General features: G+C 61.3%; 19 protein-coding genes. 11 read left to right on the plus strand and 8 right to left on the minus strand.

The features are described from left to right. Positions 1-119: 119 nt before the first annotated feature. Both ABIC51_RS18025 and ABIC51_RS18030 read left to right on the plus strand, forming a co-directional pair. Entirely contained in the window at positions 120-623 is a 504-nt protein-coding gene (locus tag ABIC51_RS18025) for a lysozyme (RefSeq protein ID WP_354006595.1), read from the plus strand. Positions 624-851: 228 nt separating this feature from the next. After that, positions 852-1,064 (plus strand): hypothetical protein, encoded by a 213-nt coding sequence (locus ABIC51_RS18030; RefSeq protein ID WP_175861324.1) that lies wholly within the window; start codon positions 852-854, stop codon positions 1,062-1,064. Here ABIC51_RS18030 and ABIC51_RS18035 read toward each other — a convergent pair. Continuing rightward, positions 1,061-2,287, minus strand: coding sequence for a DUF6402 family protein (locus ABIC51_RS18035; RefSeq protein ID WP_175861322.1), 1,227 nt, complete (start codon positions 2,285-2,287; stop codon positions 1,061-1,063). The two genes, ABIC51_RS18030 and ABIC51_RS18035, sit on opposite strands and share 4 nt — an antisense overlap. Positions 2,288-3,248: 961 nt before the next feature. Here ABIC51_RS18035 and ABIC51_RS18040 point away from each other — a divergent pair. Next, positions 3,249-5,591, plus strand: coding sequence for an AAA family ATPase (locus tag ABIC51_RS18040; RefSeq protein ID WP_175861320.1), 2,343 nt, complete (start codon positions 3,249-3,251; stop codon positions 5,589-5,591). A 79-nt stretch (positions 5,592-5,670) separates the two neighbouring features. Here the strand turns inward: ABIC51_RS18040 and ABIC51_RS18045 are convergent, their stop codons facing one another. Next, positions 5,671-6,819, minus strand: a complete 1,149-nt coding sequence (locus ABIC51_RS18045; RefSeq protein WP_175861318.1) for a tyrosine-type recombinase/integrase — start codon at positions 6,817-6,819, stop codon at positions 5,671-5,673. Between the two features lie 401 nt (positions 6,820-7,220). On the opposite strand from ABIC51_RS18045, the gene ABIC51_RS18050 reads away from it, so the two are divergent. Next, positions 7,221-7,682: a CBS domain-containing protein gene (locus ABIC51_RS18050; protein WP_021162297.1), complete on the plus strand. Its 462-nt coding sequence runs from the start codon at positions 7,221-7,223 to the stop codon at positions 7,680-7,682. 154 nt (positions 7,683-7,836) lie between these two features. Here ABIC51_RS18050 and ABIC51_RS18055 read toward each other — a convergent pair whose 3' ends face one another. Continuing rightward, positions 7,837-8,166 (minus strand): DUF4148 domain-containing protein, encoded by a 330-nt coding sequence (locus ABIC51_RS18055; RefSeq protein WP_091919085.1) that lies wholly within the window; start codon positions 8,164-8,166, stop codon positions 7,837-7,839. A 512-nt stretch (positions 8,167-8,678) separates the two neighbouring features. Here ABIC51_RS18055 and ABIC51_RS18060 point away from each other — a divergent pair. Beyond that, positions 8,679-9,077, plus strand: coding sequence for a GreA/GreB family elongation factor (locus tag ABIC51_RS18060; protein WP_021162294.1), 399 nt, complete (start codon positions 8,679-8,681; stop codon positions 9,075-9,077). A gap of 175 nt (positions 9,078-9,252) precedes the next feature. Here the strand turns inward: ABIC51_RS18060 and ABIC51_RS18065 are convergent, their stop codons facing one another. Beyond that, a complete protein-coding gene (locus ABIC51_RS18065) occupies positions 9,253-10,338 on the minus strand; it encodes a porin (protein ID WP_354006579.1) in 1,086 nt (361 codons plus the stop codon). Between the two features lie 612 nt (positions 10,339-10,950). Between ABIC51_RS18065 and ABIC51_RS18070 the strand changes: the two genes are divergently transcribed. After that, entirely contained in the window at positions 10,951-11,334 is a 384-nt protein-coding gene (locus tag ABIC51_RS18070) for a YXWGXW repeat-containing protein (protein ID WP_081066229.1), read from the plus strand. A 489-nt stretch (positions 11,335-11,823) separates the two neighbouring features. On the opposite strand, the gene ABIC51_RS18075 is transcribed toward ABIC51_RS18070, so the two are convergent. Further along, positions 11,824-12,210: a winged helix-turn-helix transcriptional regulator gene (locus tag ABIC51_RS18075; protein ID WP_027789408.1), complete on the minus strand. Its 387-nt coding sequence runs from the start codon at positions 12,208-12,210 to the stop codon at positions 11,824-11,826. A 321-nt stretch (positions 12,211-12,531) separates the two neighbouring features. Here ABIC51_RS18075 and ABIC51_RS18080 point away from each other — a divergent pair, with 321 nt between their 5' ends. The 3 genes from ABIC51_RS18080 to ABIC51_RS18090 all read left to right on the plus strand — a co-directional run bounded on the left by ABIC51_RS18080 (position 12,532) and on the right by ABIC51_RS18090 (position 16,100). Continuing rightward, positions 12,532-13,008 carry a nuclear transport factor 2 family protein gene (locus ABIC51_RS18080; RefSeq protein ID WP_175897590.1) on the plus strand — a complete coding sequence of 159 codons (477 nt, stop codon included), beginning with the start codon at positions 12,532-12,534 and terminating at the stop codon, positions 13,006-13,008. Between the two features lie 233 nt (positions 13,009-13,241). Then, the gene (locus ABIC51_RS18085) at positions 13,242-14,057 is read left to right on the plus strand and encodes a helix-turn-helix transcriptional regulator (RefSeq protein WP_027789410.1); all 816 of its coding nucleotides are present in this window, start codon (positions 13,242-13,244) and stop codon (positions 14,055-14,057) included. A 417-nt stretch (positions 14,058-14,474) separates the two neighbouring features. Further along, positions 14,475-16,100 carry an amidohydrolase gene (locus ABIC51_RS18090; RefSeq protein ID WP_175897591.1) on the plus strand — a complete coding sequence of 542 codons (1,626 nt, stop codon included), beginning with the start codon at positions 14,475-14,477 and terminating at the stop codon, positions 16,098-16,100. Positions 16,101-16,119: 19 nt separating this feature from the next. On the opposite strand, the gene ABIC51_RS18095 is transcribed toward ABIC51_RS18090, so the two are convergent. Next, positions 16,120-16,731: a cysteine hydrolase family protein gene (locus ABIC51_RS18095; protein ID WP_175897592.1), complete on the minus strand. Its 612-nt coding sequence runs from the start codon at positions 16,729-16,731 to the stop codon at positions 16,120-16,122. A 173-nt stretch (positions 16,732-16,904) separates the two neighbouring features. Next, on the minus strand, positions 16,905-18,155 hold the full coding sequence (locus tag ABIC51_RS18100; RefSeq protein WP_175897593.1) for an MFS transporter: 1,251 nt from the start codon (positions 18,153-18,155) through the stop codon (positions 16,905-16,907). Positions 18,156-18,489: 334 nt separating this feature from the next. On the opposite strand from ABIC51_RS18100, the gene ABIC51_RS18105 reads away from it, so the two are divergent. Together ABIC51_RS18105 and ABIC51_RS18110 are read left to right on the plus strand one after the other, a co-directional pair. After that, complete coding sequence (locus ABIC51_RS18105; protein ID WP_175897594.1) at positions 18,490-19,026, plus strand: VOC family protein; 537 nt, start codon at positions 18,490-18,492, stop codon at positions 19,024-19,026. Between the two features lie 41 nt (positions 19,027-19,067). Next, complete coding sequence (locus ABIC51_RS18110; protein WP_027789415.1) at positions 19,068-19,823, plus strand: glucose 1-dehydrogenase; 756 nt, start codon at positions 19,068-19,070, stop codon at positions 19,821-19,823. 176 nt (positions 19,824-19,999) lie between these two features. Here ABIC51_RS18110 and ABIC51_RS18115 read toward each other — a convergent pair whose 3' ends face one another. Then, positions 20,000-21,517, minus strand: coding sequence for a purine-cytosine permease family protein (locus ABIC51_RS18115; protein ID WP_226127979.1), 1,518 nt, complete (start codon positions 21,515-21,517; stop codon positions 20,000-20,002). Positions 21,518-21,531: the final 14 nt, after the last annotated feature.

Below are 21,531 nucleotides of genomic sequence, written 5' to 3' on the forward strand. Positions count from 1 at the left end.
GCGTCTGTTGCCAATTTGGTCTCCACTACTTTGGTGGGGACTACTCTGGCAACTTCTTTTCACCCAGTCGAGACGGTGCTGGGGACACGCTTACGCTGGTCGGCGCTGCCAGCGCGGCAGTGGTTGCGGCTGCGCCCTTCGTCACCGGGTGGGAAGGCTGGCGCAATACGGTCTACAAGGATCAGGGCGGCGTTTCTACCGTGTGCGCAGGGCATACCGACCGAATCGGCACAGAGAAGATAACCAAGCCAACCTACACCAATGAGGAATGCGGGCGACTTCTCATCAAAGACTTGAACAAGGACGAGGCGCAGCTACGCGCTTCGATTGGCTACGACGTGCCGCTTACGCAGGGACAGGAGGTCATCCTGATCGACTTCGTGCACAACCTTGGAATCGGTGCGTTGAATGCCGGATCACTGCGCCCCCTTCTCTTGGCGGGTGACGTGGACAAGGCATGCGCGAAGATTCTTGAGTACAAGTATGCACGCGTGGGTCCGGCCGGCTCGTTGCAGGAAGTGAAGGGATTGCGGTTGCGGCGTGAAGCTGAGAACCGCGTATGCACGGGTCAGACTACCGTGGAGCACGAAGCCGCGCTACGTGGCGTAATTCTCGTTGATTAGAAGCAAAGAAAAAGCCCCCGGCCTGTGAAGGTTCGGGGGCTTTTCTTTTACGCCCAATCAGCACAATTAAAACAAGGGTAGTCGCGCCCGAATCCAATCCCATGTAGTCGGGGGGATCGCAAGCAACTTCATCACGTCACTGCTTGAGCTATCGTAATAGACGATTCCGCCAACACCATCTACCAATTCTCGCTCAGTTGCCGTATTTACGTAGTATGAAAAATAGCGTTGAGCACGCAATTCTCCGGCCCCATCGAAAAGCTGGAATCTCACTTCATGTCCGTTGCGGATATCCGCGCCGCACAACTTCGCATAGTATTCCACACCCCCGAATTCCTTTTTCCCGCCATTCAGTTCTTTTTCAAAGAAATCACATCGATCATACTTTGGCCTAGCCAAATGGACGGAAAAGCCAACCAGCAAAAACGCAAGAGCGGCTAACCCAACGAGTCTGACGGCGCTAATCTGCATATTTCACCAAGTTTAATTTCAATGGGCTTCTTCAACTTCAAATAAACGGGTTTCGAATATATCATAAAATCCTCGCCCCTGTGGTGCTTGGCACGCCATCGGTTGTAATCTGAGTTGTAGACTGGATAGAACACGTCAGGCTCTTTGAACTTACCGAACAGACTTTTTCTCGTATCGACGGGCTTGTTGATGCTTTTTACCCAAATATCGGCATCAGTGTCACGCTTGGGCGAACTAGACGCCGCTCCACTGATCACAGGCCCCGGCGCGATGATCACACCGCGCTTGTTCCAGTGGCCCAAATATTGAATGCCGTTGAATGAGTAATTATCTTTGACGTAAACGTACACATGCGTAATGTTTGCAACGGCATTCTGGCAATAAAAGTTACTGGTCTTTTCATATCGATAATACTTCTCACCAGTAATTTCTACATTGCCAACGGCTGCGTATATGTTGAAGTTCGCCAACGCCCCCGTAAGATCGGTAGGCGTGAGATTTTCCAACGTATCCCAATTTCCAATCGATGCAAGCTGAAATTGCCAATCGATATGAAACTGAAGGATATCCGACAAAAATTGAGTCGTATTGATATTGAGATTCGCCCCTCGATTCTCTGAGAACATTTTGTTAGCTCTTGCGAGAATTTTTGTCCTTGCTTCGACCATCGCGGCGTCTCGATAGACATCCTCGGCAAGAAGTTTTTCGTACTTCTTTCGGACACTTCCGAATTTCAGCGCCCAGTCTAGGGTTACGCTGTCACTGTCAATTGGCTGGATCGACTTAGCATTATCGTTGTAAATGTGCTCTGGACCCGCGAACCAACGGCGCGCGAGTTTAGCGGACACTTTCCAGCCCAAGTTATCCATCGCGATAGGCACATCCTGCAAATCAAAAGGCGGCGGATTCTCGCAAACTTCGGCCTCGGCTTGCTTGGGTGGCTCTTGGGTCTTCGGCTGTTGCTTCGCCTGCGGTGCCTCGGGTGGCTTCTGAGCTTTGGGCGGCTCCGCGACCGGCTTTGGTGGCGGCGGAGGGGGTGGCGGAGGTTTTTCGCCCGGAGCAAGCCTATCGATTGATACCGTCTTTTGAGTCTCAAGCGGGACGCATCCTTGCGCACCCTCGTACTTCTTCAACTCTGGCCCCAGCAAACCTTTTTGCGGTTTATAGTAAGGAATCTTTTTTACATCAGCCATAAATAGGTTCGCCAATAAATCAATCGATTATTTCAAAATCGTCAATACTGAACAAAGCACCTGCCCCCGAACTAACCGGATCACTGTAACGCAGCTACTTCACGCTGTGAAGGTTGACGGGCTCAACTACCACTTTCGCGCGTAAATAACATCGCGCGATACCTGCCCGCCAAGCTTTTCCCCTACCCGTGCGCAGTAATCGTGCAGCATTCGATACTTCGTTCGCATACGCTTGGAATCTCGGTGTTTGGCTCGCTTCCTCTGCGCCTCCTGCCCCGCCTTGATTCCGATAGTTCGCTATCTGAGCATTAAGCGCTGCCATTCCATAATCGCGCGCATACCCAACGCACACGTGCGGGTCAGACCGGGGCGCAGCGCGCAACATCAAGCGGTGGCGGTGGAGACCCGGAGCAGCAATTGGCGCAGACCGCGCAACCACTGCTAGGCGCGACGGTTCCAGATTCGGGCACCGCAGGACGTGCCGCGCTTAATGCGGCCATCGGTGCCGGTGGTTTCTTGGCAAACCCGATTACAGCACTCAAAGCCGCTACCGTTTCGCTTCCGTACCTGCCGCGTGTACGTGACGCAGTACCGGCTCTGCTCAGTAGCCGTCCGATCGCTGTTCGCGCGCTTGGTGCTCCGGTTCGCCAACTCGGGCCATTGGTCGCTGGTGTTTTGGATGGCAACAGCACGCCACAGCAACAAGGTCAGCGTGTCCAGAACAACCAAGATGATGGCGGAATACACGGTTGCTGATATTCAGGCAGGGGCTAATCCTAATTCGGATTAGCCCAATTTTTTTTCAATGTCCGTTGCCTTCGGCATGTGCGTTGGCGGGCGTACAATCGTGTGGCCGGGATTCAGCCATTGCATCGTCGCTAGCGAAGGGGCACGAAGCTACGATCTGACTATCGCTGACGTCTCAAGCGCGTCCTAAAACCAACAGAAACCGGGGTCAAAAATGCTTAAAAGAATCAAAGAAATATCGGGCGTGGGTCCTTATATTTCGTGCAAGGCAGCTGCAGTCGAATTAAAGAAACTAACGCTGATATACGGCAGCAACAGCTACGGTAAGTCTACTCTATGTGACGTGCTGAGGACGTTGGAGACCCCTGATACGACACCAATAAAGGAAAGGAAAACCATCCCTGCATCAGCCGCACAGAAGGTATTGCTGAGCGTGTCGGAGGATGGACAACCCGAGGTGTCCCTCCGATTCCAAGATGATTCATGGACAGACCCAGTACCCTACGCGATGAAATTTTCAGTCTTTGATTCAGGTTTCATTTCGCGCAATCTTTTTACAGGTCAAGACATAGAGAGACGGAATAAAGAAGCGTTGACCCAGTTTGTACTAGGCGAACAGGGAGTGATTCATGCCGAGCAAATTGCAGCCGAAAGCAAGGCGCAAGCCCAGAAAAAGAGTGAGCTGAAAATTCTTGAAAAAGGGTTCAATGGCATCCCGAATATTCAGGCTTTCATAAACACCAAGGTATCTGAGTCTGAGGTCGCAGTTGAAGCAGCTATAGCACAATTAAACGTTTCCATTGACAGGAAGCAAAAGCAGATTGCCAACGCACATAAGATTGTCACGCGCCCAGAGCTGGTTGATTGCCGCTTCGCTATAGGAGCTGGCGATGCGATTAATCAACTCAACGAATCCCTTAAACTATCACTCCAGGCCGTTGACGAAGAGGCGAAGAGGAAATTGGAGCTGCACATTAGTACCCACATGCAGCAACGATCGGATGCTCAGCAGTGGATTCGCCAAGGGCTAGAATTCACTGGGGGAAATGAATGTCCGTTTTGCTCACAACCTCTTGGCGAACAAGCCAACGAACTCATCGACGTATATCGAAAAAGCTTTAACGAAACATTCAAAACAAAATTCGCTGAACTCAGCACAAACATGAAGTCCGCGTTTGATCGCTTCCAAAAATACAGCGGCGTCACTTACGAAGCAAAAATACAAGCGAATCTCAATACAATTCAGCTGTACCCGGAGTTGGCAGACAGCGATTCATTCAAACCACTTCCATCGGCACTAGAAAAGGCAGCAGTCGATCTTACTAAGAGTGCAGATGCATTTAATCAGCTTTGGGATGACATACAGCCCAAAATGGCCCAACTCATTGAAACTAAGCGGAAAATTCCTCACGATGAAATTGAGGGATTAGATAGCACACCGCTATTGCTTTCCGAAGAAGCCATTGGAAACGCAGTTGCCGAATACAATGAAATCACCCAAAAGATCAATGACGAAATAACTGCATTTAAGCGGTCAATAGAAATTGACAAACTAAATCAGGAGATAAACTCTCACAACGTCGAACTAGGCACGTTCGGCTTAAAAAAAAGACGCATCCAAATGGATGCCACGTGCGAAGAGTATAAAGCACTATCGGAAAAAATCTCTGATCTCGACTTAAAAATAAAGAAAGATCAACAGGAACTGTCGCAGCAGCAGTCCGCTTTCCTTGCGAAGTTTTTTGAGAAAATCAACCACTACTTCGTCAAATTTGGGTCACGCGATTTCACTATCAGTACAGATACCGCCCTCGATGCAAAGGGACATCAGCCCGTTATATCTCTTATTGTCAAGTTCAAAGGAAAGAAGATACCAACATCGCAATTGGTTCGAGTCTTTAGCGAATCGGACAGACGAGCATTGGCCTTGTCCATATTTTGGGCAAGACTGTCAATAATGACAGACGAAGAAAAGAACAAAACGATACTGATTTTTGATGACCCCGTTACGAGCTTTGATGACAATAGAATCTCAGTAACGATGATGGAGATTCAATCCGCTCTTGATAAATTTTGCCAAGCTATTTTTCTGACACATTATCCGAAACTTGCCCGCCATATGTTGGTCGACATGAGATTGACGGGCAGCATGGCGGTGCTGAAGTTGACCAAAGATGCAAACGGAACTGGATTATGCACCGGTACGGAAGAGGATTTTATCGAAACCGAGCACCATCGGAAATACAAGAAACTTCGAAGTTTTATTGACGGTGCACGTGATCGCGAAATTGATTCGGACCTGAGAGTATTCCTGGAAACCGAAGTTCATGAGCGATATAGGCAGCAAATTTTTGACAACGGCCTCAATAAATGCCAACTAGGCGAACTGATTACCGGGCTTGAGTCGGCAGAAGCGCTTACCGAAGAACAAGCAAAGAGACTTCATCAATTCCGAGAAGCGCTCAATGGCCCGCATCACGCGTGGTCATCACGTAGCCCCGATGATTGGGCCAGCTTGGCACAGGAAATGTTGTCCTTCATCTACTGTGACTTGTGATTCATACAGCGCCTAGACAAGGCCACGGAGGCGCGGATTAGGAATCGGAAAGGCCCGCTAGCGTCGCGGGCTTTTCTTACTACAAGATCGCCACGCGATTAATGCGGTCTTGCCCCTCTTTCGTCAAGTGACCATAATTTCTGTCGATGTGCTTGACCGAAGTTCCTGTAAATTTCGCTACGTCAAGTATCGGCACGCCTTTCGTCAAAAGCTCTGTAATGAATGTGTGCCGCGTGAAATACAAGACCGCCTCCGGAAGTCCAGCCTTTTCGCGAGCCTTAACAAATCGGCTGTGCCACGCGTCAACGGTCCATTTCTTATGATGATCAGTTACGAACAGGTAGGCATCCCTACCCCTGTCCTTCGCTTGCGCATCAAATAATTCGCGGGCCTTTGTTGAGAGAGTTATCGTGCGTGATTTTGTTTTGCTCGGGCGCAGGATGAGCGTTCCCGAGTGCGGGTTGTAGTCCGAGACGCGAGCCTTAACGAGTTCTCCCGGACGGCATCCAAGCAGCACGAGTGCGGTTGCGAATAGGCGCAAATCTTCTGGCATGCAGTTAAGTAGATGATTGCGCTGCTCGACGGTCAGGAAGCCATCGCGGCCCATATCGACCTTTTCGAAGTACTTCACGACCTTCCACTGCAAGTCACTATCAACCCACTTGTTGTCGCGCGCGAAGTTCAGCGCGGCTTTGAGGCTCTTTAGATTGCGGTTAGCAGAGTCGCGCGCCTTTCGGAGATCATCTTCACCTTCGGCACCTTTCGTTTGATTGCGGTGCCATCCTGTGACCTGTTTCGATTCCAACAGGGCAAGCACGGTCTTCCCTATCGGCTTGCCGTATACCAAGCGTTCGAATCGGTTGGACGCGTCGTAAGCGCTCCTTTTCCCCTTCCGGTTCTCCAAGTCCTCAACGTACTTCCGGCAGGCGTCCTCAACCGTAACTGGCGCTGTCGGATCGTCTGCCCGCTTTCCAGTACCTTTGACGACAGCATCGGCCCATTGCTCAACCGCCTTTCGAGCTTCGTCAAATTCGGCTTGCTCTTCGAGGGTTGTGTGGTGATATCGCTTGTCGAGATACAGCCGTCCGACCCATGTTCCGGGGCCCAGCGTGGACGTTCTGTAGCCAAGATGTAGACCGCGCCGAAGGCTATGCCAATACGGTTCATTCTGATGCGCAAGCTTGGCGCGAGCAGTTCGTGACTGAATGCTTGGTTTTGGTGTTGCCACGGTTCCCCCGGATGATGAGCAATAGTCATCATCTTACCGTGTCGCGTAACTTCCGCGTAACTTCGACTTTTTTAGACCACTTCCGCGAAAACTCCACCCGGAGCCAAGGTCTGTAAATTTACCTTGTAAATCAAGGTCTTAAAAAGACTAAAACCGAAATAGGAATGTTCCTATGAAGCTTTCGATTTGCCCGGCGTGGGCGATTGTGGACGCGAAGACATCATGAATTCAATCGAAACGTTCAGGAATGTAGGAGTTGTGTGGATAGTGCGTGACAGGAGTTTACCGCTAATCTGGAATCGTCACGCGACTGCCGCCACCTGCGCGGCTATACTGGGCTCATCGGGTGACACGCATCACGCCCTGCCTGCCCTGCATCGACCTGCACACGGAGAAAGCGAATGAGCACGACTGTCGCGCAGATTCTCAAGGCCAAGCCGGATTCGGGCCGCACCATCTATACCGTCACGAAGACCGATCTCGTCTACGACGCCATCAAGCTGATGGCGGAAAAGGGCATCGGCGCGCTGCTGGTCGTGGACGGCGACGACATAGCGGGCATCGTCACCGAGCGCGATTACGCGCGCAAGGTCGTCCTGCAGGATCGCTCGTCGAAAGCCACCCGCGTCGAGGAAATCATGACGGCGAAGGTGCGCTACGTCGAACCGTCGCAATCCACCGACGAGTGCATGGCGCTGATGACTGAACACCGGATGCGCCACCTGCCCGTCCTCGACGGCGGCAAGCTGGTCGGCCTCATCTCGATCGGCGACCTCGTCAAGAGCGTGATTGCCGATCAGCAGTTCACGATCAGCCAGCTCGAACACTATATCCACGGTACGCCTGCGGTTACGTCCGCCTGACCCGCCCCAGCAAAAAAGGCCCAAACGCGTGAGCGTCTGGGCGGAAAGCCGCCGGAATGCGGCGACGGAGGTTCTGCTCCTGCGGGCGAATGACGCGCGCAACTGGCGCGCGTCTCGTCGATTAAGCGGTGCGCTCGGGCAGACCCGGCGGTGTTCAGTTCCCGAAGTAGACCGAGTTCACGGGGTTCGGTGCTTCACGCGTCATGCGGCGGCCGGCTTGCCCGGCACCCGTTGCCACGGCACCGTAGCCGCTCGTATCGGCTTGCGCGAGCATCGGCTGGTTCGGTTGAATGCGTTGTTCGGCGGCCTGGATGTTGTCCGGATACTGCGAATCGCTCGCCAGCGGCTTGTAGCCGTTCTGTTCGAGTTGCACGAGCTCGGCCTTGACCTGGTCGCGGGTCAAACCCTGCTCGGACTGTGCAAACGATGCGATCGGGGTGGCAAGGACGGATGCGGCGATGGCTGCGTAGATGATCGACTTCATGATTTACCTCCGGAATATGTTCTCTTATGACGTCGCCTCGGCAGGACTGTCTGAAGCGATTGAATGAAGTGTAGTTCTCGCATCTCCAAGGGGAAACCCTTAGTTTGAACATACAGCGTTGCGATTTCGACAAAAATAGACGACATTTTTCGGGCGATGTCGCGACAACTTGCTTCAGCAGCACAACAATCGCTGACGAACTGCCGACGGCCAGATCACATATTCCGAAGGTTGTGTTGTAGAATCGTAAGGTTTTATTCGTCAGTCGATCTTCCATCCACCATGTACGCGCTCACGCCCCTTTCGGTTTCGCCGTCCGGCCCGGCCGGCGTGCGCGCGCGCGCCGGTCATCCGGCGCATCCCCTCGCTCGACGCACGGCCCAAGCGCCGCTCGCCCCTGCCCGGCGCCTGATCTGACGGCTCGGCCTCCTCCCGGAGCCAGGTCAGACAGGCTCCGGGCGATCCTCATAGGCACGCCACGCCTGCCCCTGCCGATCATTTGGAGAACAGCCATGAAACAACGCCTTTATCAGTTGACCGAACTCGACGTTGCTCGCCTCGAGAAACACGCCGAACACAACCCGCGCTTCCAGACGATGCTCGATACGCTGCTCGAGCGCGCCGACATCGTCCAGCCCGATGCCATCAAGGCGAACGTCGTCACGATGAATTCGCAAATCACGCTGCTTGACGAAGCGTCCCAGGAACAGGCCACCTGGACGATTGTTTATCCGGATGCCGCCAATCTCGAACTGGGCCGCCTGAACGTCTTCTCGCCCGTCGGTATGGCACTGTTGGGCACCCAACGCGGCCAGATGGTCAAGGTGATGCAGCCGAGCGGCGCCGAAAAGCTGATGAAGGTCGCCGCGATCGTGTTCCAGCCGGAAGCCAACGGCGAATACACGCGCTGAGCCATCTGCGGCGGGTATCGCCCCGCAACGACGCACAACGAGAAAAGCGAGGCACACGCCTCGCTTTTTTGCATCCGGAAGATGCGAATCGCCGACACCTCGTTCCACAGACGAAAAAAAGGCGCCCGAAGGCGCCTTTTTCGATACTGCGAAGCGGGTTACCCCGCCGTCACGCTTAGAAGCGGTGACGCAGACCAACCGTTGCTGCGGTTTGGTTGATCGACGAGCTCGAAGCCGTCGTGTTGTCGCCGTTGTAGATGCCCGTGCCGACGATGTTGTTGCCCTTCGCGCCACGCTGGTACACAGCTTGTGCGTAGACGTCGGTGCGCTTCGACAGTGCGTAGTCAGCTTGAACGCCGAACTGGTTCCAGTGCGAGCTGCCGTTGTTGACCTTCGCGTTCGTGTACGTGTAAGCAGCACCCAGGCCGAGAGCCGGCGTCAGGTTGTACTTTGCGTTGACTTCGTAGTTGTCAGCGCGCAGCGTGCCAACACCGTTAGCCTGGTTGTCGATACGCGATTGCGTCCATGCAGCACCGACTTGTGCCGGGCCGAATGCGTAACCAGCAGCAGCGCCGTACGTACGGACACGGCCTTGTGCGTTGATCGACGATGCGCCGCTCGTGTTCGTACCGTCACCCAGGTTCGCTTGCGAGTAAGCTGCTGCCAGCTTCAGGCCTTGGAACTGGTATGCAGCACCCGCGCTGTATGCACGGTTGTTGCCGAAGTTCGTGCTGTTCGAGAACGAGTACGTGCCGCCGAATTGCAGGCCAGCGTAGTTAGCGCTCGTGTACTTGATCGAGTTGTTCAGCGCGACGTCGCCGTTCGTGCTCAGACGATCGTTGTTGATCGGGTGCGCGAAGTACGTGCCGCCCCACGAGCCCGTTGCCGTCAGCGGCGCCAGGTAGTCTTGCGTTGCGTCGTATTGCTTACCCAGCGTAACCGTGCCGTACTGGCTCGACAGGCCAACGAAAGCCTGGCGGTTGAACATGCCGCCGTTGTTGCCCAGCTTGCCGTTACCGATGTTGAAACCGCTTTCCAACGTGAAGATTGCCTTCAGGCCGCCACCGAGGTCTTCCGAACCACGCAGACCGAAACGGCTTTGGTCAACGCCCGAGCCCATCGACCACAGCGACTTGCCGCCGACGTTGCTTTGGTAGGTGATGCCTGCGTCCAGCACGCCGTACAGCGTGACGCTGCTTTGCGCGTGAGCGACGGTTGCGAACGATGCTGCAGCTGCTGCAACGATCAGAGTCTTGTTCATTCGTGGAGCTCCCTTCTAAAAAGAGGCAGGTCTCGCGACCTTGTTCATAAACGGTCTGCAACCGCCCGGGAGCGCCATCGATCCTGCTGGCCGCGCCCGGATAGTTGCCCGTTTGGGAACCGTGAGTTTAGGGGTGTACCCTAGGGGAGCGATCCGCAAATAAAGAAATAAGCTTTTCCAGAACTAGAAATAATGAAAGTGGGGCCGAGTTATAAGTATTTGTTTTGACGTTTGTTTTTGACTTCTTGACGGGGGCTTTTTGGAGGCTTCCATCGCACCATTCTTTCATGTCATCGTCTTGACGGTTGCATAGAAACAACAAACGGATTCGGCACGGCACCCCGGAATCGGCAAATTTTACCCGCTTCGATCTCGAATTTCTGGCTCCGAGCGCCTAAAACACATCCGTCAGCCGGTAAACAGGACGCGACGTTCGTGCAGCGCGGGCAACATCCATCGTCAGCCGCAGAAAAACAGCGAGACCGGCCTCCGCCCGCTGGCGGTTCGCCCGCCTGCCGTGACACACGGTAACAGCCTTGACCGTACGCGTAACCCGCCCGGCGGACTGGCAGGCTAATGTAAGGCAGCCTCGAATACTGAACAGGACACGCCATGAATCGACGCTCCGTGTTGCGCGCCATCGGATTGACCGCCGCCTTCGTCGGCACCGGCGGCTGGCTTCGTGCCGCTTCGGCCCAGCCCGTGCCGCCCCCGCCGCCCGGATATCGGCCGCCCGGCCCGAACCGCGCGCCCGGCAGGCCGCCCTATGCGGACCGCCCGGGCTTCGCGCCGCCGGCCGCGAGACACGATCGCCGCCCACCGCCGCCACGGCCGCACGGCTATATATGGACAGACGGTTACTGGCGCTGGCAGCGAGGCCGCTATATATGGGTGCCGGGCCGCTGGGTCGCACGGCGCCCCGGGCGTCGATGGGTGCCCGGCTACTGGCGCCGCCAGGGACAGGTGTGGATCTACGTCGACGGCACGTGGCGATAGGCAGGCGCGCGGCACCCCGCATTCGGCCGATGGCAGCCCCGGAAGCAGACGGCGCGACGAACCCGCGCCATTCAGCCTCGACATCATGATGCCCGGCAGGCGCCCCCGCGCACCCTGCCCCACCTCGCCCCGACGCATGCGCCCAGGCGTCCATCGGATCAGGCACCCTCGGCAATCGATATGCCCGCCGGTCTGCGGTACGCCATCCCGGTTCGGCCAGCCCCTGCCGCACCTCTCATGCGCCATGCAGCGAAAGACCGCCATTGCAATCGCCCCGGCGCGTACTCCGCAAGCGGGGCACCGCCAGTGCATTCCCGCATTCGGGACGAACGGAGCACATTGAAACTTCGGCGATGCCTGCCGCCCCGTCGAGATCATTCGGATAACGAAATCACATGCGGCAATGCACATGCAATCGCGGCATGCCTCGTCGCATCGCACTCGATCCGCCGCACACCGTCCATCGACAAAACAGCGCGTACGCCCTGCTCAGCGCCCGCCGCCGTCCAGCTCCCGTGCACGGCGCCGCGCGGCGCAGATCGCGCGATGATGTTCGTCCGCCCACTGGATCATCGCCTGCATCGGCGTCAGGAACGAACGCCCGAGGTCGGTCAGCGCATATTCGACGCGCGGCGGCACTTCGGCGAACAGCGTGCGGCTGACGAAGCCGTCCTGTTCGAGCCGCTTGAGCGTGCGTGACAGCATCTGCTTCGACACATCGCCGATCGCGCGGGCGAGTTCGTTGAAACGCATCGTCCCGCCGGACAGCGCTTCGAGCACGAGCAGGCTCCACTGGTCGCCGATGCGGTCGAGCACATCGCGGATCGGGCAGGGCTGATCGAGTTCGACGGTTTCGTCGGCGGGCGGGAACGGCATGACGGGATTCTCTTTCAAGGGCAACGCATGGTCAGCGCGGTGTGACCTGTTCACACCGCGCTGACTTCTTGTGACGGGTTCGCGGCAACTGTACCATTCGAGCGGCCCGGCAGCCGCACGGATTCGGCAGTTCAACGAAGCATGACGACGACGCGCCCACTCCGTATCTCGACGATACGAACCGGGCGGCGAATCCCTCGCGTCGACAACGCCCGTGCATCCGCCACCCTGCCCCGTCGCCCGCCGATCGTCATGGCCGGCCCGACCCGCCGTCGCGCATCGCGCGCCAACCCACGCTTCGTCAGACAAGGAACCCGCTACATGTCATCGCTCCGCTCCCCCGTTCGCACCGTTGCCGCGCTCGTCCTGCTGGCCGCGTCGACGGCCGCGCTGGCCGCCGGCCCGGCCACGCGCAACCTGGCCGCCGAGGAAGCCAACCGCCAGCTCGTGCTGACGTTCTACGACCGCTTCTTCAACAAGCACGAAGCGGTCGAGGCCGCCGCCGCCGTCGCGGACGACTACAAACAGCACAACCCGCACGTACCGGACGGCAAGAAGCCGTTCGTGTCGTACTTCGTCGGCGCCTTCCAGAAGAACCCGGCGTCGCGCGCGCGCATCGTGCGCAGCGCAACCGACGGCGACCTCGTCTACCTGCACGTGCACGCGACCGAGCGCCCGGGCGACCGCGGCGAGGCCGTCGTCGACATCTTCCGCGTGAAGGACGGCAAGATCGTCGAACACTGGGACGTGATCCAGCCAGTACCCGAAACGTCCGCGAACGCGAACACGATGTTCTGACGCGCGGGCCGCCACGCGGCGCGCAACGATGCGCGCCGCCCGTCGACGGACGATCGGCCGCCCGCCGGGCAAGCGCGAATGCCTCGCGGCGGCGAAGTCTCCTACAATCGAGCTTCGCCGCCGCGCCGGCCTCCGTCCCGCATGACCGCACCGCCGGCCGCCGCGCCGCCGGCTCGCCGTCGCACGCGAAACACGGCCGGCACGGGCGGCCGTTCGCGAAGACGGTGTCAACGATGAGCCCCGCCCATATTTCCCTCAGCAATGCCGGCGACCTGGTCGCCAGCCTCGGCAGTCCGCAGTTTCCCGCCCGGCTTTGGGCCTGGCTGCGCGAAACCGTCGATCCTCAGTCCCATTACAGCGTCGCGACGCGCTACCGGCGTGACGCGCCATCGCATTCGGTCGACAGCGTCGACGTGCTGTTCTTCGCGGGCGGCGACGATCCCGACGGCACACGCCACGCGCTCGATCTGTATACACAGGGCGACTGGCGCAACGACACGCTGCTCCCGCACATCGAGCGCACCACCGATTCGCAGCTCGTGTTCTCGTGCAACGAGGACGTCGACACGGCAACCGAATACGGCCGCCAGTTCGCGCTCGGCGAACTCGGCGAAGACTGCACGCTGCTCGGCAGCGAGCGCGACTATGTCTATGCGTTCTCGCTGTTCCGCCGGCGCGGCCAGCCGTCCTATACGCTGGCCGAACTGGCGCTGCTGCGGCAGCTCGGCGATTTCGTGCTGCCGCTGCTGATCCAGCACGCGCGGCTCGCCCGCCTGACGCCCCGCTCGGACGACGGCGCGCTGCTGCAGCGGTTCGAACAGCGCCTGTCGGCCAGCGGCGCAACGCTGTCGCAGCGCGAACGGCTCGTGTGCCGCGCGGTGCTGCAAGGCCGGCCCGTCCCCCGGATCGCCGACACGCTCGCGCTCAAGCCGAGCAGCGTGCGCACCTATCTCGGGCGCGCGCTCGCGAAACTCGGCGTGGCGAACCGGGCCGGGCTGTTCGCGTGGTGCGTGACCGAGGAAGAACCGCCGGCAGACCGCGGGCGCTAGACGACGACTCCGCATCCCGGCCACACCCGCCGCCCCCGCCGGCTTTGTCGCAGGTTGTCCTAAAAACGATGACAGACAGCCGGCCGCCCCGCTCCTAGTATCTGACTCACCCGACGACGGGAACGCGTCGGATGCCACGGAGACACCGAATGCCGAATACCGGATGGACGCCGGCCCGCACGGCCGCGCGCGCGTCGCCCATCGATCCGCCGCTTCAGGCCCGGCGGCGCGATCGGCATGACGCCCCGGCCGCGGCCGGCCTTCACCGCGACGCATCGCGGCGCCTGCCGCGCAGCACCGGCACATAGCCGCCCCCATCCCATTCCAACCCGACCGGGTTCACGCGACCGGACGAGCCCCTCGGCCCGCCCGCCGGACACGTGCGCCCGTCGAACAGCCCCCATCCGGAGGAGACACATGCAATACGCCGACACCGCCTACCTGAACGGCCTGCTTTACACCGGCGACGCGCAGCGCCGCTTCGCGCAGGCGCTCGCCACCCGGGACGGCAAGATCGTCGCGGTCGGCCGCGACGACGATATCCGTCCACTCATCGGCCCCGCGACGCGCACCGTCGACCTGGCCGGCAGGCTGATGCTGCCGGGCCTCATCGACGGCCACGTGCACCCGCTCGAAGGCCACCAGATCCTCGGCGACTTCGATCTGTCCGGCATCAACGATCCCGACACGATCCTGCAGCGCATCCGCGCCTGCGCCGATGCGACGCCGAACGAGCCGTGGGTCTATCTCGGCGGCGCCAACCTGGCCGCATTCGGCGCGTATCCGACCCGCGAACTGCTCGACCGGATCGTGCCCGACCGGCCGCTGCTCGTGGTCGGCTTCGACGTGCACAGCGGCTGCCTCAACACGAAGGGCCTCGAAGCGGCCGGCATCCACGCCGACACGCCCGACCCGGCCGGCGGCGTTTACGAACGCGATGCGTCCGGCGCACCGAACGGCGTCGTGCACGAAGCGGCGTTCTATCGTGTCTGCCCGCTCATTCCGCAACTGAGCCCGGCCGGCTACCCGAAGTCGCTCGCGAAAGCGCACGCGATGGCGCACGGCTACGGCATCACCGGCTGGTTCGACGCACGCGTCGAGGAGGCCGAACTCAAGGCGTATGCCGACGCGCAACGCGCGGGCACGCTGAAGGTGTACATGAGCGCGGGCCTCTATGCGAACCCGCGCCGCGATCCGCGCGAGCAGATCGAGCGCTTCGCCGCCTGGCGTCGCGCGTACGAATGCGACAACCTGCGCCTGCATACGGTGAAGATCTTCGTCGACGGCGTGCCCGAATCGAAAACCGCCGCGCTGCTCGAGCCGTACGCCGGCACCGACGACTGCGGCCTCGCGCTGTGGAGCCAGGACGCGCTGAACGAGATCTGCCTGCTCGCCGATTCCGCCGGCTTCGACCTGCACTTCCACACGCTCGCCGACCACGCGGTGCGCATGACGCTCGACGCGCTCGAATATGTCCGGATCCGCAACGGCATGCGCGACCGCCGCGCGCAGCTCGCGCACCTGCAGCTCGTCGATCCGGCCGACATGAGCCGCTTCAACCGGCTCGGCGCGATCGCCAGCGTGCAGACGCTGTGGACGGCCGCGCGCGAAGAGCAGCAGCAGCTCTATCGCGACCTGCTCGGCGCCGAACGCACCGCGCGCAACTATCCGTTCCGCAGCCTGCGCAACGCCGGCGCGATGCTCGCGGCCGGCTCCGACTGGTCGGTCAGCACGATGGACCCGATGCAGATCATCCAGACAGGCGTCACGCACCTGCTGATCGACCAGCCCGACAGCCCGCCGTGGAATCCGCACGAACGCCTCGACCTGCTCACGATGCTCGAGGCCTATACGGTGAATACCGCGTATGCGCTGCGCTTCGACGACTGCACGGGTTCGCTCGAGGCGGGCAAGGACGCGAGCTTCGCGATCCTCGATCGCAATCCGTTCGCCCATCCCGTCGAGACGTTCGCGCAAACCCGCGCGATCGAGACGTGCTTCCGCGGCGAAGTCGTGTACGCCGCGCCGGGCTGGGCCGACTGAAGCACGAATCCGGCGGCCGTCAGGCGACGCCGAGCGCCTGCACCTGCTCGGTCGTCAGCACGTCGCCGAACGTGTCCGACAGCGCAGCCAGCGTCGCGCGATGGAGGTCGCGGTGCGATACCGTGCCGCCCTCCGCGATGTCGAGGTCGCGCGTCGCGCAGGCGTCGTCGACGACGATCACCGCGTAGCCGAGCGGCACCGCATCGCGTGCCGCGCCGGCCACGCAGGCGTGCGTCATCAGGCCCGTGACGATCAGCGTGTCGATACCGGCCGCCTTCAGGCGTGCATCGATGTCCGTCGTCGGGAACACGCTCACCGAGGTTTTCTTCACGACCGCGTGATGCGGCGCCGGCTGCAGGCTCGCATGAAAGCGGAAGCCGTCGCTGCCGTCCGCGAAGATCGGGCTGTCGGGCGAATCGACGTGCTGGACGTGAAACACCGGAATGCCCGCGCGATCGGCGAACGCGATCACGCGCTGCGCATTGCCCAGCGCGCGCGGTCCCTCGGGAATCGGCAGCCGGCCGCTGAAGTATTCGTTCTGGAAATCGATCACCAGCAGCGCGGTGCGGGCGGCGGCGATCGATGTCGGCGCGGTCGCGCCCGCCAGGGTACGGATGGTCGGATGTTGCATAGGTCGCTCTCTCGGTTGGCGTATCGAAGGAACGGCGCGCCGGGCCAGCCGGCGCCGCCGGACGCGGCCCGGGCGTTCCCCGGCCGCGAGGCGCCAGTGTCGGGCCGCGCGGCCGGGCGCGACAGCCGCGCGCGGGACAACGTCCGACAGGATCGGGCCAACGTGCATGCCGCCTACGACAGCGCGGCCGTTCGCGCACCCGGCTGCGAGCGGCCGTACGCGACCATCATCGCGAAGCTGAGCAGGAAGCCCGCCCCGCCGATCAGCAGCAGGCCGATCTCGCCGAACACCGGCAGCAGGTTCGTGAGCGCCCCCGTGACGACCCACGCGACGGCCATCACCGAGCCCGCGACGCCGAGTGCCCAGCCTTGCCGGTCCTCGCTGACCGCGTCGGAGAACGCCGTGTACATCGTCGTATAAGCGACCATGTCGAAGCAGCCGACGACCATCGCGAGCGCCCACAGCACCGGCTCGTGCGGAAACAGCGCGGACAGGACCTGGCCGACGCCCGCGACGAGGAGGCCCGTCTTCGCGATGTCGACCACGCGCCATACGCGCAGCATCAGCCGCACGACGAACAGCAGGCCGAACACGAAACAAAGGCCGATCACGCCGCTGAACAGCCCGAGCCGCGCGCTCGTGTAGCCGAACTTCGCCTGCAGCAGCAGCATGATGGTCTGCAGGTAGAGCCCGTAGCCGACCTGCATCAGGAAGAACACCACCGACAGGAACGCGACGTTGCGCTGGCGCGCGGCCTCTCCGATGATGCGCAGCGGCAGCAGCGGATCGATGCGCGTGTCGCCGCGCGGCACGGCCGAGTCGCGATACGACGCCCAGGTCCAGAACGCGCCGATCAGCGACAATCCGGCAACGAGCACGAACGGCGTGCCGTAGTCGAACAGCGGCGAAATCGTGCGGTCGGACGTGACGCCGCCGAGCACCGGGCCGACGATCACGCCCGCGCTGAACGCGAGCGACATGATGCTCATGTTGTACGCCTTGTTTTCCGGCGTGCTCAGGTCGGTGATCGCCGCCTGCGCGATGCCCTGGCAGCCGGCCATCAGCCCGGTGAGCCCGCGCCCGATCAACAGCAGCGCGACGCTCGCATGCCACGCACCGGCCGCCATCATCGCGTAGCCGGCCGCAAGGCCGGTCACGCACAGCAGCAGGATCTTGCGGCGGCCGTAGCGATCGGACAGTTCGCCCATCAGCGACGAGCCGAAGAACATGCACAACGGATAGATCCCGTAGCCGAGACCGAGGTAGAAATTGCGCGCGTGCGCGCCGGCGTCGGCCGGCAGGATGCCCGCGTGCGGATCGCTGAAGATCGCGGACATCATCGGATAGACGAGCCCGAATCCCATCGCGTCGAGCGCGATCGCGAGCAGACAGGGGCCGAGCAACTTGTAATCGAGCCGGGACATGGCGACCTTCCGGACAGAGTGGATGATCGCCCAAGCGTAACGACCGGACGGCGGCCGCGGTAGGCCGCCGCCCGCGATGATGACCATCGGCGGAACCGGCACCCTGCCTGCCGCCCGCGCCGATGGGCCGCCAGCGTTGGCGCGAAGCGGCGGGCAGCGGCCGCTACCTGGCGCTCGACGCACCGGCATCGTCGCGACGACCCGCGCCCACCCGTCACGCCGGGACGAAGCGCGCCCACTCATCCGTTTGGATGGCACGCCGCGCGCGCTTTGTTGCGATCATGACCGCCATTCAATGCGCGGCACGCTCACGGGCGTCCGCCACGGAGACGCCATGAACGACCCAGTCCTCGGCCCCGTCGACCAGATCGGCTACGTGGTCGCCGATCTCGACCGCAGCATCGCGCGCTGGCGCGAACGCCACGACATCGCCCCGTGGACCGTATTCCGCAACGTACGCCTCGACGGCCATCATCTCGGCGAGCCGGTGACGGTCACGATGGACGTCGGACTCGCGTATCGCGGCAATCTGCAGATCGAACTGATTCACGTGACGAACGACACGTCGTCGCCGTACCGCGATGTGCACGGGCAACCGCTCGTCGGGCTGCATCACGTCGCGTGGGTCGTCGACGATCTCGATGCGGCGATCGCACGGTTCACCGCACGCGGCTTGCGCGTCGTGTTCGAAGCGGGCAACCCGGCCACGCGCGTCGCGTATCTCGACGACCCCGACGACCCCGGCGTGCGCGTCGAATTCATCGAGGGCGCCGGCATGCGCGACATGATCGCGCGCCGGATCGCCGAATCACACACCCGGGACGGCACCGATCCGGTTCGCATCATCGACGCGACGGCCACCTCCGCATGAGCGGCCCCGCGCGCCCCCTACACTCAACAGGAGCAAGCAGCATGAAACGACTCGAAGGCAAGGTGGCGCTGATCACGGGTGCCGCCCGCGGCCAGGGCGAAGCGGAAGCGCGCCGGTTCGTCGCCGAAGGCGCACGCGTGGTGATCGCCGACGTGCTGGACGACGCCGGCCGGCGCGTCGCGGCCGAACTCGGCGACGCCGCCCGATTCCAGCATCTCGACGTGACGAGCGAGGCCGGCTGGCAGGCTGCCGTCGATGCAACGCTCGCGCATTTCGGCCGGCTCGACATCCTCGTGAACAACGCGGCCATCCTGAAGCTCGTGCCGATCGAAGCGTGTTCGCTCGACGACTATCGCAAGGTGATCGACGTGAACCAGGTCGGCTGCTGGCTCGGCATGAAATCGGCCGTGGCCGCGCTGAAGGAAGCCGGTGGCGGCTCGATCGTCAACGTGTCGTCGACGGCCGGGATGGAGGGCGTCGCGGGCGGCAGCGCGTACGTGTCCAGCAAGTTCGCGGTACGCGGAATGACGAAGGCCGCCGCGCTCGAATTCGGCCGCTACGGCATTCGCGTGAACTCGGTGCACCCGGGAGGCATCGATACCGTGATGGCGCGCCCGCCCGAGTTCGCGGATTTCGATCCGTCGTCGATCTACAGCGGCCTGCCGATCGCGCGCATCGGCAAGCCCGAGGAAGTCGCCAGCCTCGTGCTGTTCCTCGCGTCCGACGAATCCGCGTACTGCACGGGATCGGAATTCATCGTCGACGGCGGGATGCTCGCGGGCAGCACGTTCCACTGACACGCATCGATGCCGGCGCGCGCCTGCCAGCCGGGCAGGCGTTTTCGTTTGCGGCGGCGGCACGTGGAAGTTGCGGCCTCTTCCTCTCGCGATCACACGCCCCGAAACGACGATGCCGCCGGCGGCTCTCCCGCGCGGCGGCATCGTCATCTGCGCAGCGCTGCACCACGCGCCGCTCAATATCCCTTCGGCTGGATCGCCGGCGCACCGTTGCCGCGCGCCGCCTGCGTGCCGCCGCGCACGAAGCGGCGCCCGTGCGGGCCGTACACGCCGTCCGGTTCCGGGTACAGCGTCAGCAGAGCGAAATACATCATCCCGCCCATCACCAGCGACACCGGCACGCTCAGGTCGAGCCCGCCCGCGAGGTTGCCGAGCGGCCCGACGAACTGGCCCGGCAGGTTCACGAACGACAGCCCGACGAACGCGGCCGGCAGCCACGCGCCCATCGCGCGCACGTTCCAGCCGTGCGTGAACCAGTAATGGCCGCCGCGCAGCCCGCGGTTGAACACCTGCAGGTCGTCGGCGAGATAGTGGCCGCGCCGCGTCACGTAGCCGATCACCATGATCGCCATCCACGGGCAACTGAAGGTATCGATCAGCGTCGAGAACGTCGCGACGCTTTCGACGAGGTTGAACCAGAAGCGGCCGACGAAGATGAACGCGATCGCGATCGTGCCGATCAGCAGCGTCGCACGCACGCGATTCAGGAGGCGCGGGAACATGCTCGACACGTCCAGGCCGGTACCGTACAGCGCGGTCGTGCCGGTCGACATCCCGCCGATGATCGCGATCAGGCACATCGGCAGCAGGAACCAGCGCGGCGAGATCGCGAGCAGGCCGCCGACGTAGTCGTTCGACGCAATGAATGCGGGCGCCTTCGCTGCGATGATCGTCGCGGTCGCGAGGCCGAAGAAGAACGGCACGAAGGTCGCGATCTGCGCGGCGAACACGGCGCCCATCACGCGATGCTTCGGTGTGTGCTGCGGGATGTAGCGGGCCCAGTCGCCGAGCGTCGACGCGAACGACACCGGGTTGCTCAGCGCAACCAGCACCGCGCCGACGAACGCGGCCCAGAAGCCCGCGCTGCCCTGCTGCACCGTGCCCGCGTAGTTCATGTCGAACAGGCCGGCGAACGCGAACAGGCCCGCGACGAACAGCACGCTCGCGGCCCACACGGCGATCTTGTTGACCCACAGCATGAAGCGGAAGCCGTAGATGCAGACGATCAGCACGAGCACCGCGAACACCATGTACGCCGCACCGAGCGTGAAGCCGTTGACCGGCACGCCGACCATGTTGTGCGCGCCGCCGACGAGCGCGTCGCCCGAGCTCCACACCGCGAGCGAGAAGAACGCGATCGACGTGAGCAGCGCGAGGAACGAGCCGACGATCCGGCCGTGGATGCCGAAATGCGCGCCGGACGACACCGGGTCGCTCGTGCCGTTGCGCGGGCCGAACAGGCTCATCGGCGCGAGGATGCAGGTGCCGGCGAGCACGCCGAGCACGATCGCACAGACACCCGCCTTGAACGACAGCCCGACCAGCACGGGAAAGCTGCCGAGCACCGATGTGGAAAACGTATTGCAACCGCCGAACAGCAACCTGAACAGATCGATCGGCCGTGCATAGCGCGATGCATCGGGAATGCGCTCGAAACCGAACGATTCGACCTGCGTAATCCTGCCTTCACTCATTTGTCTCCAACTCC

The sequence above is a fragment of the Burkholderia sp. 572 genome, from assembly GCF_040545135.1.
Classification (GTDB): domain Bacteria; phylum Pseudomonadota; class Gammaproteobacteria; order Burkholderiales; family Burkholderiaceae; genus Burkholderia; species Burkholderia cepacia.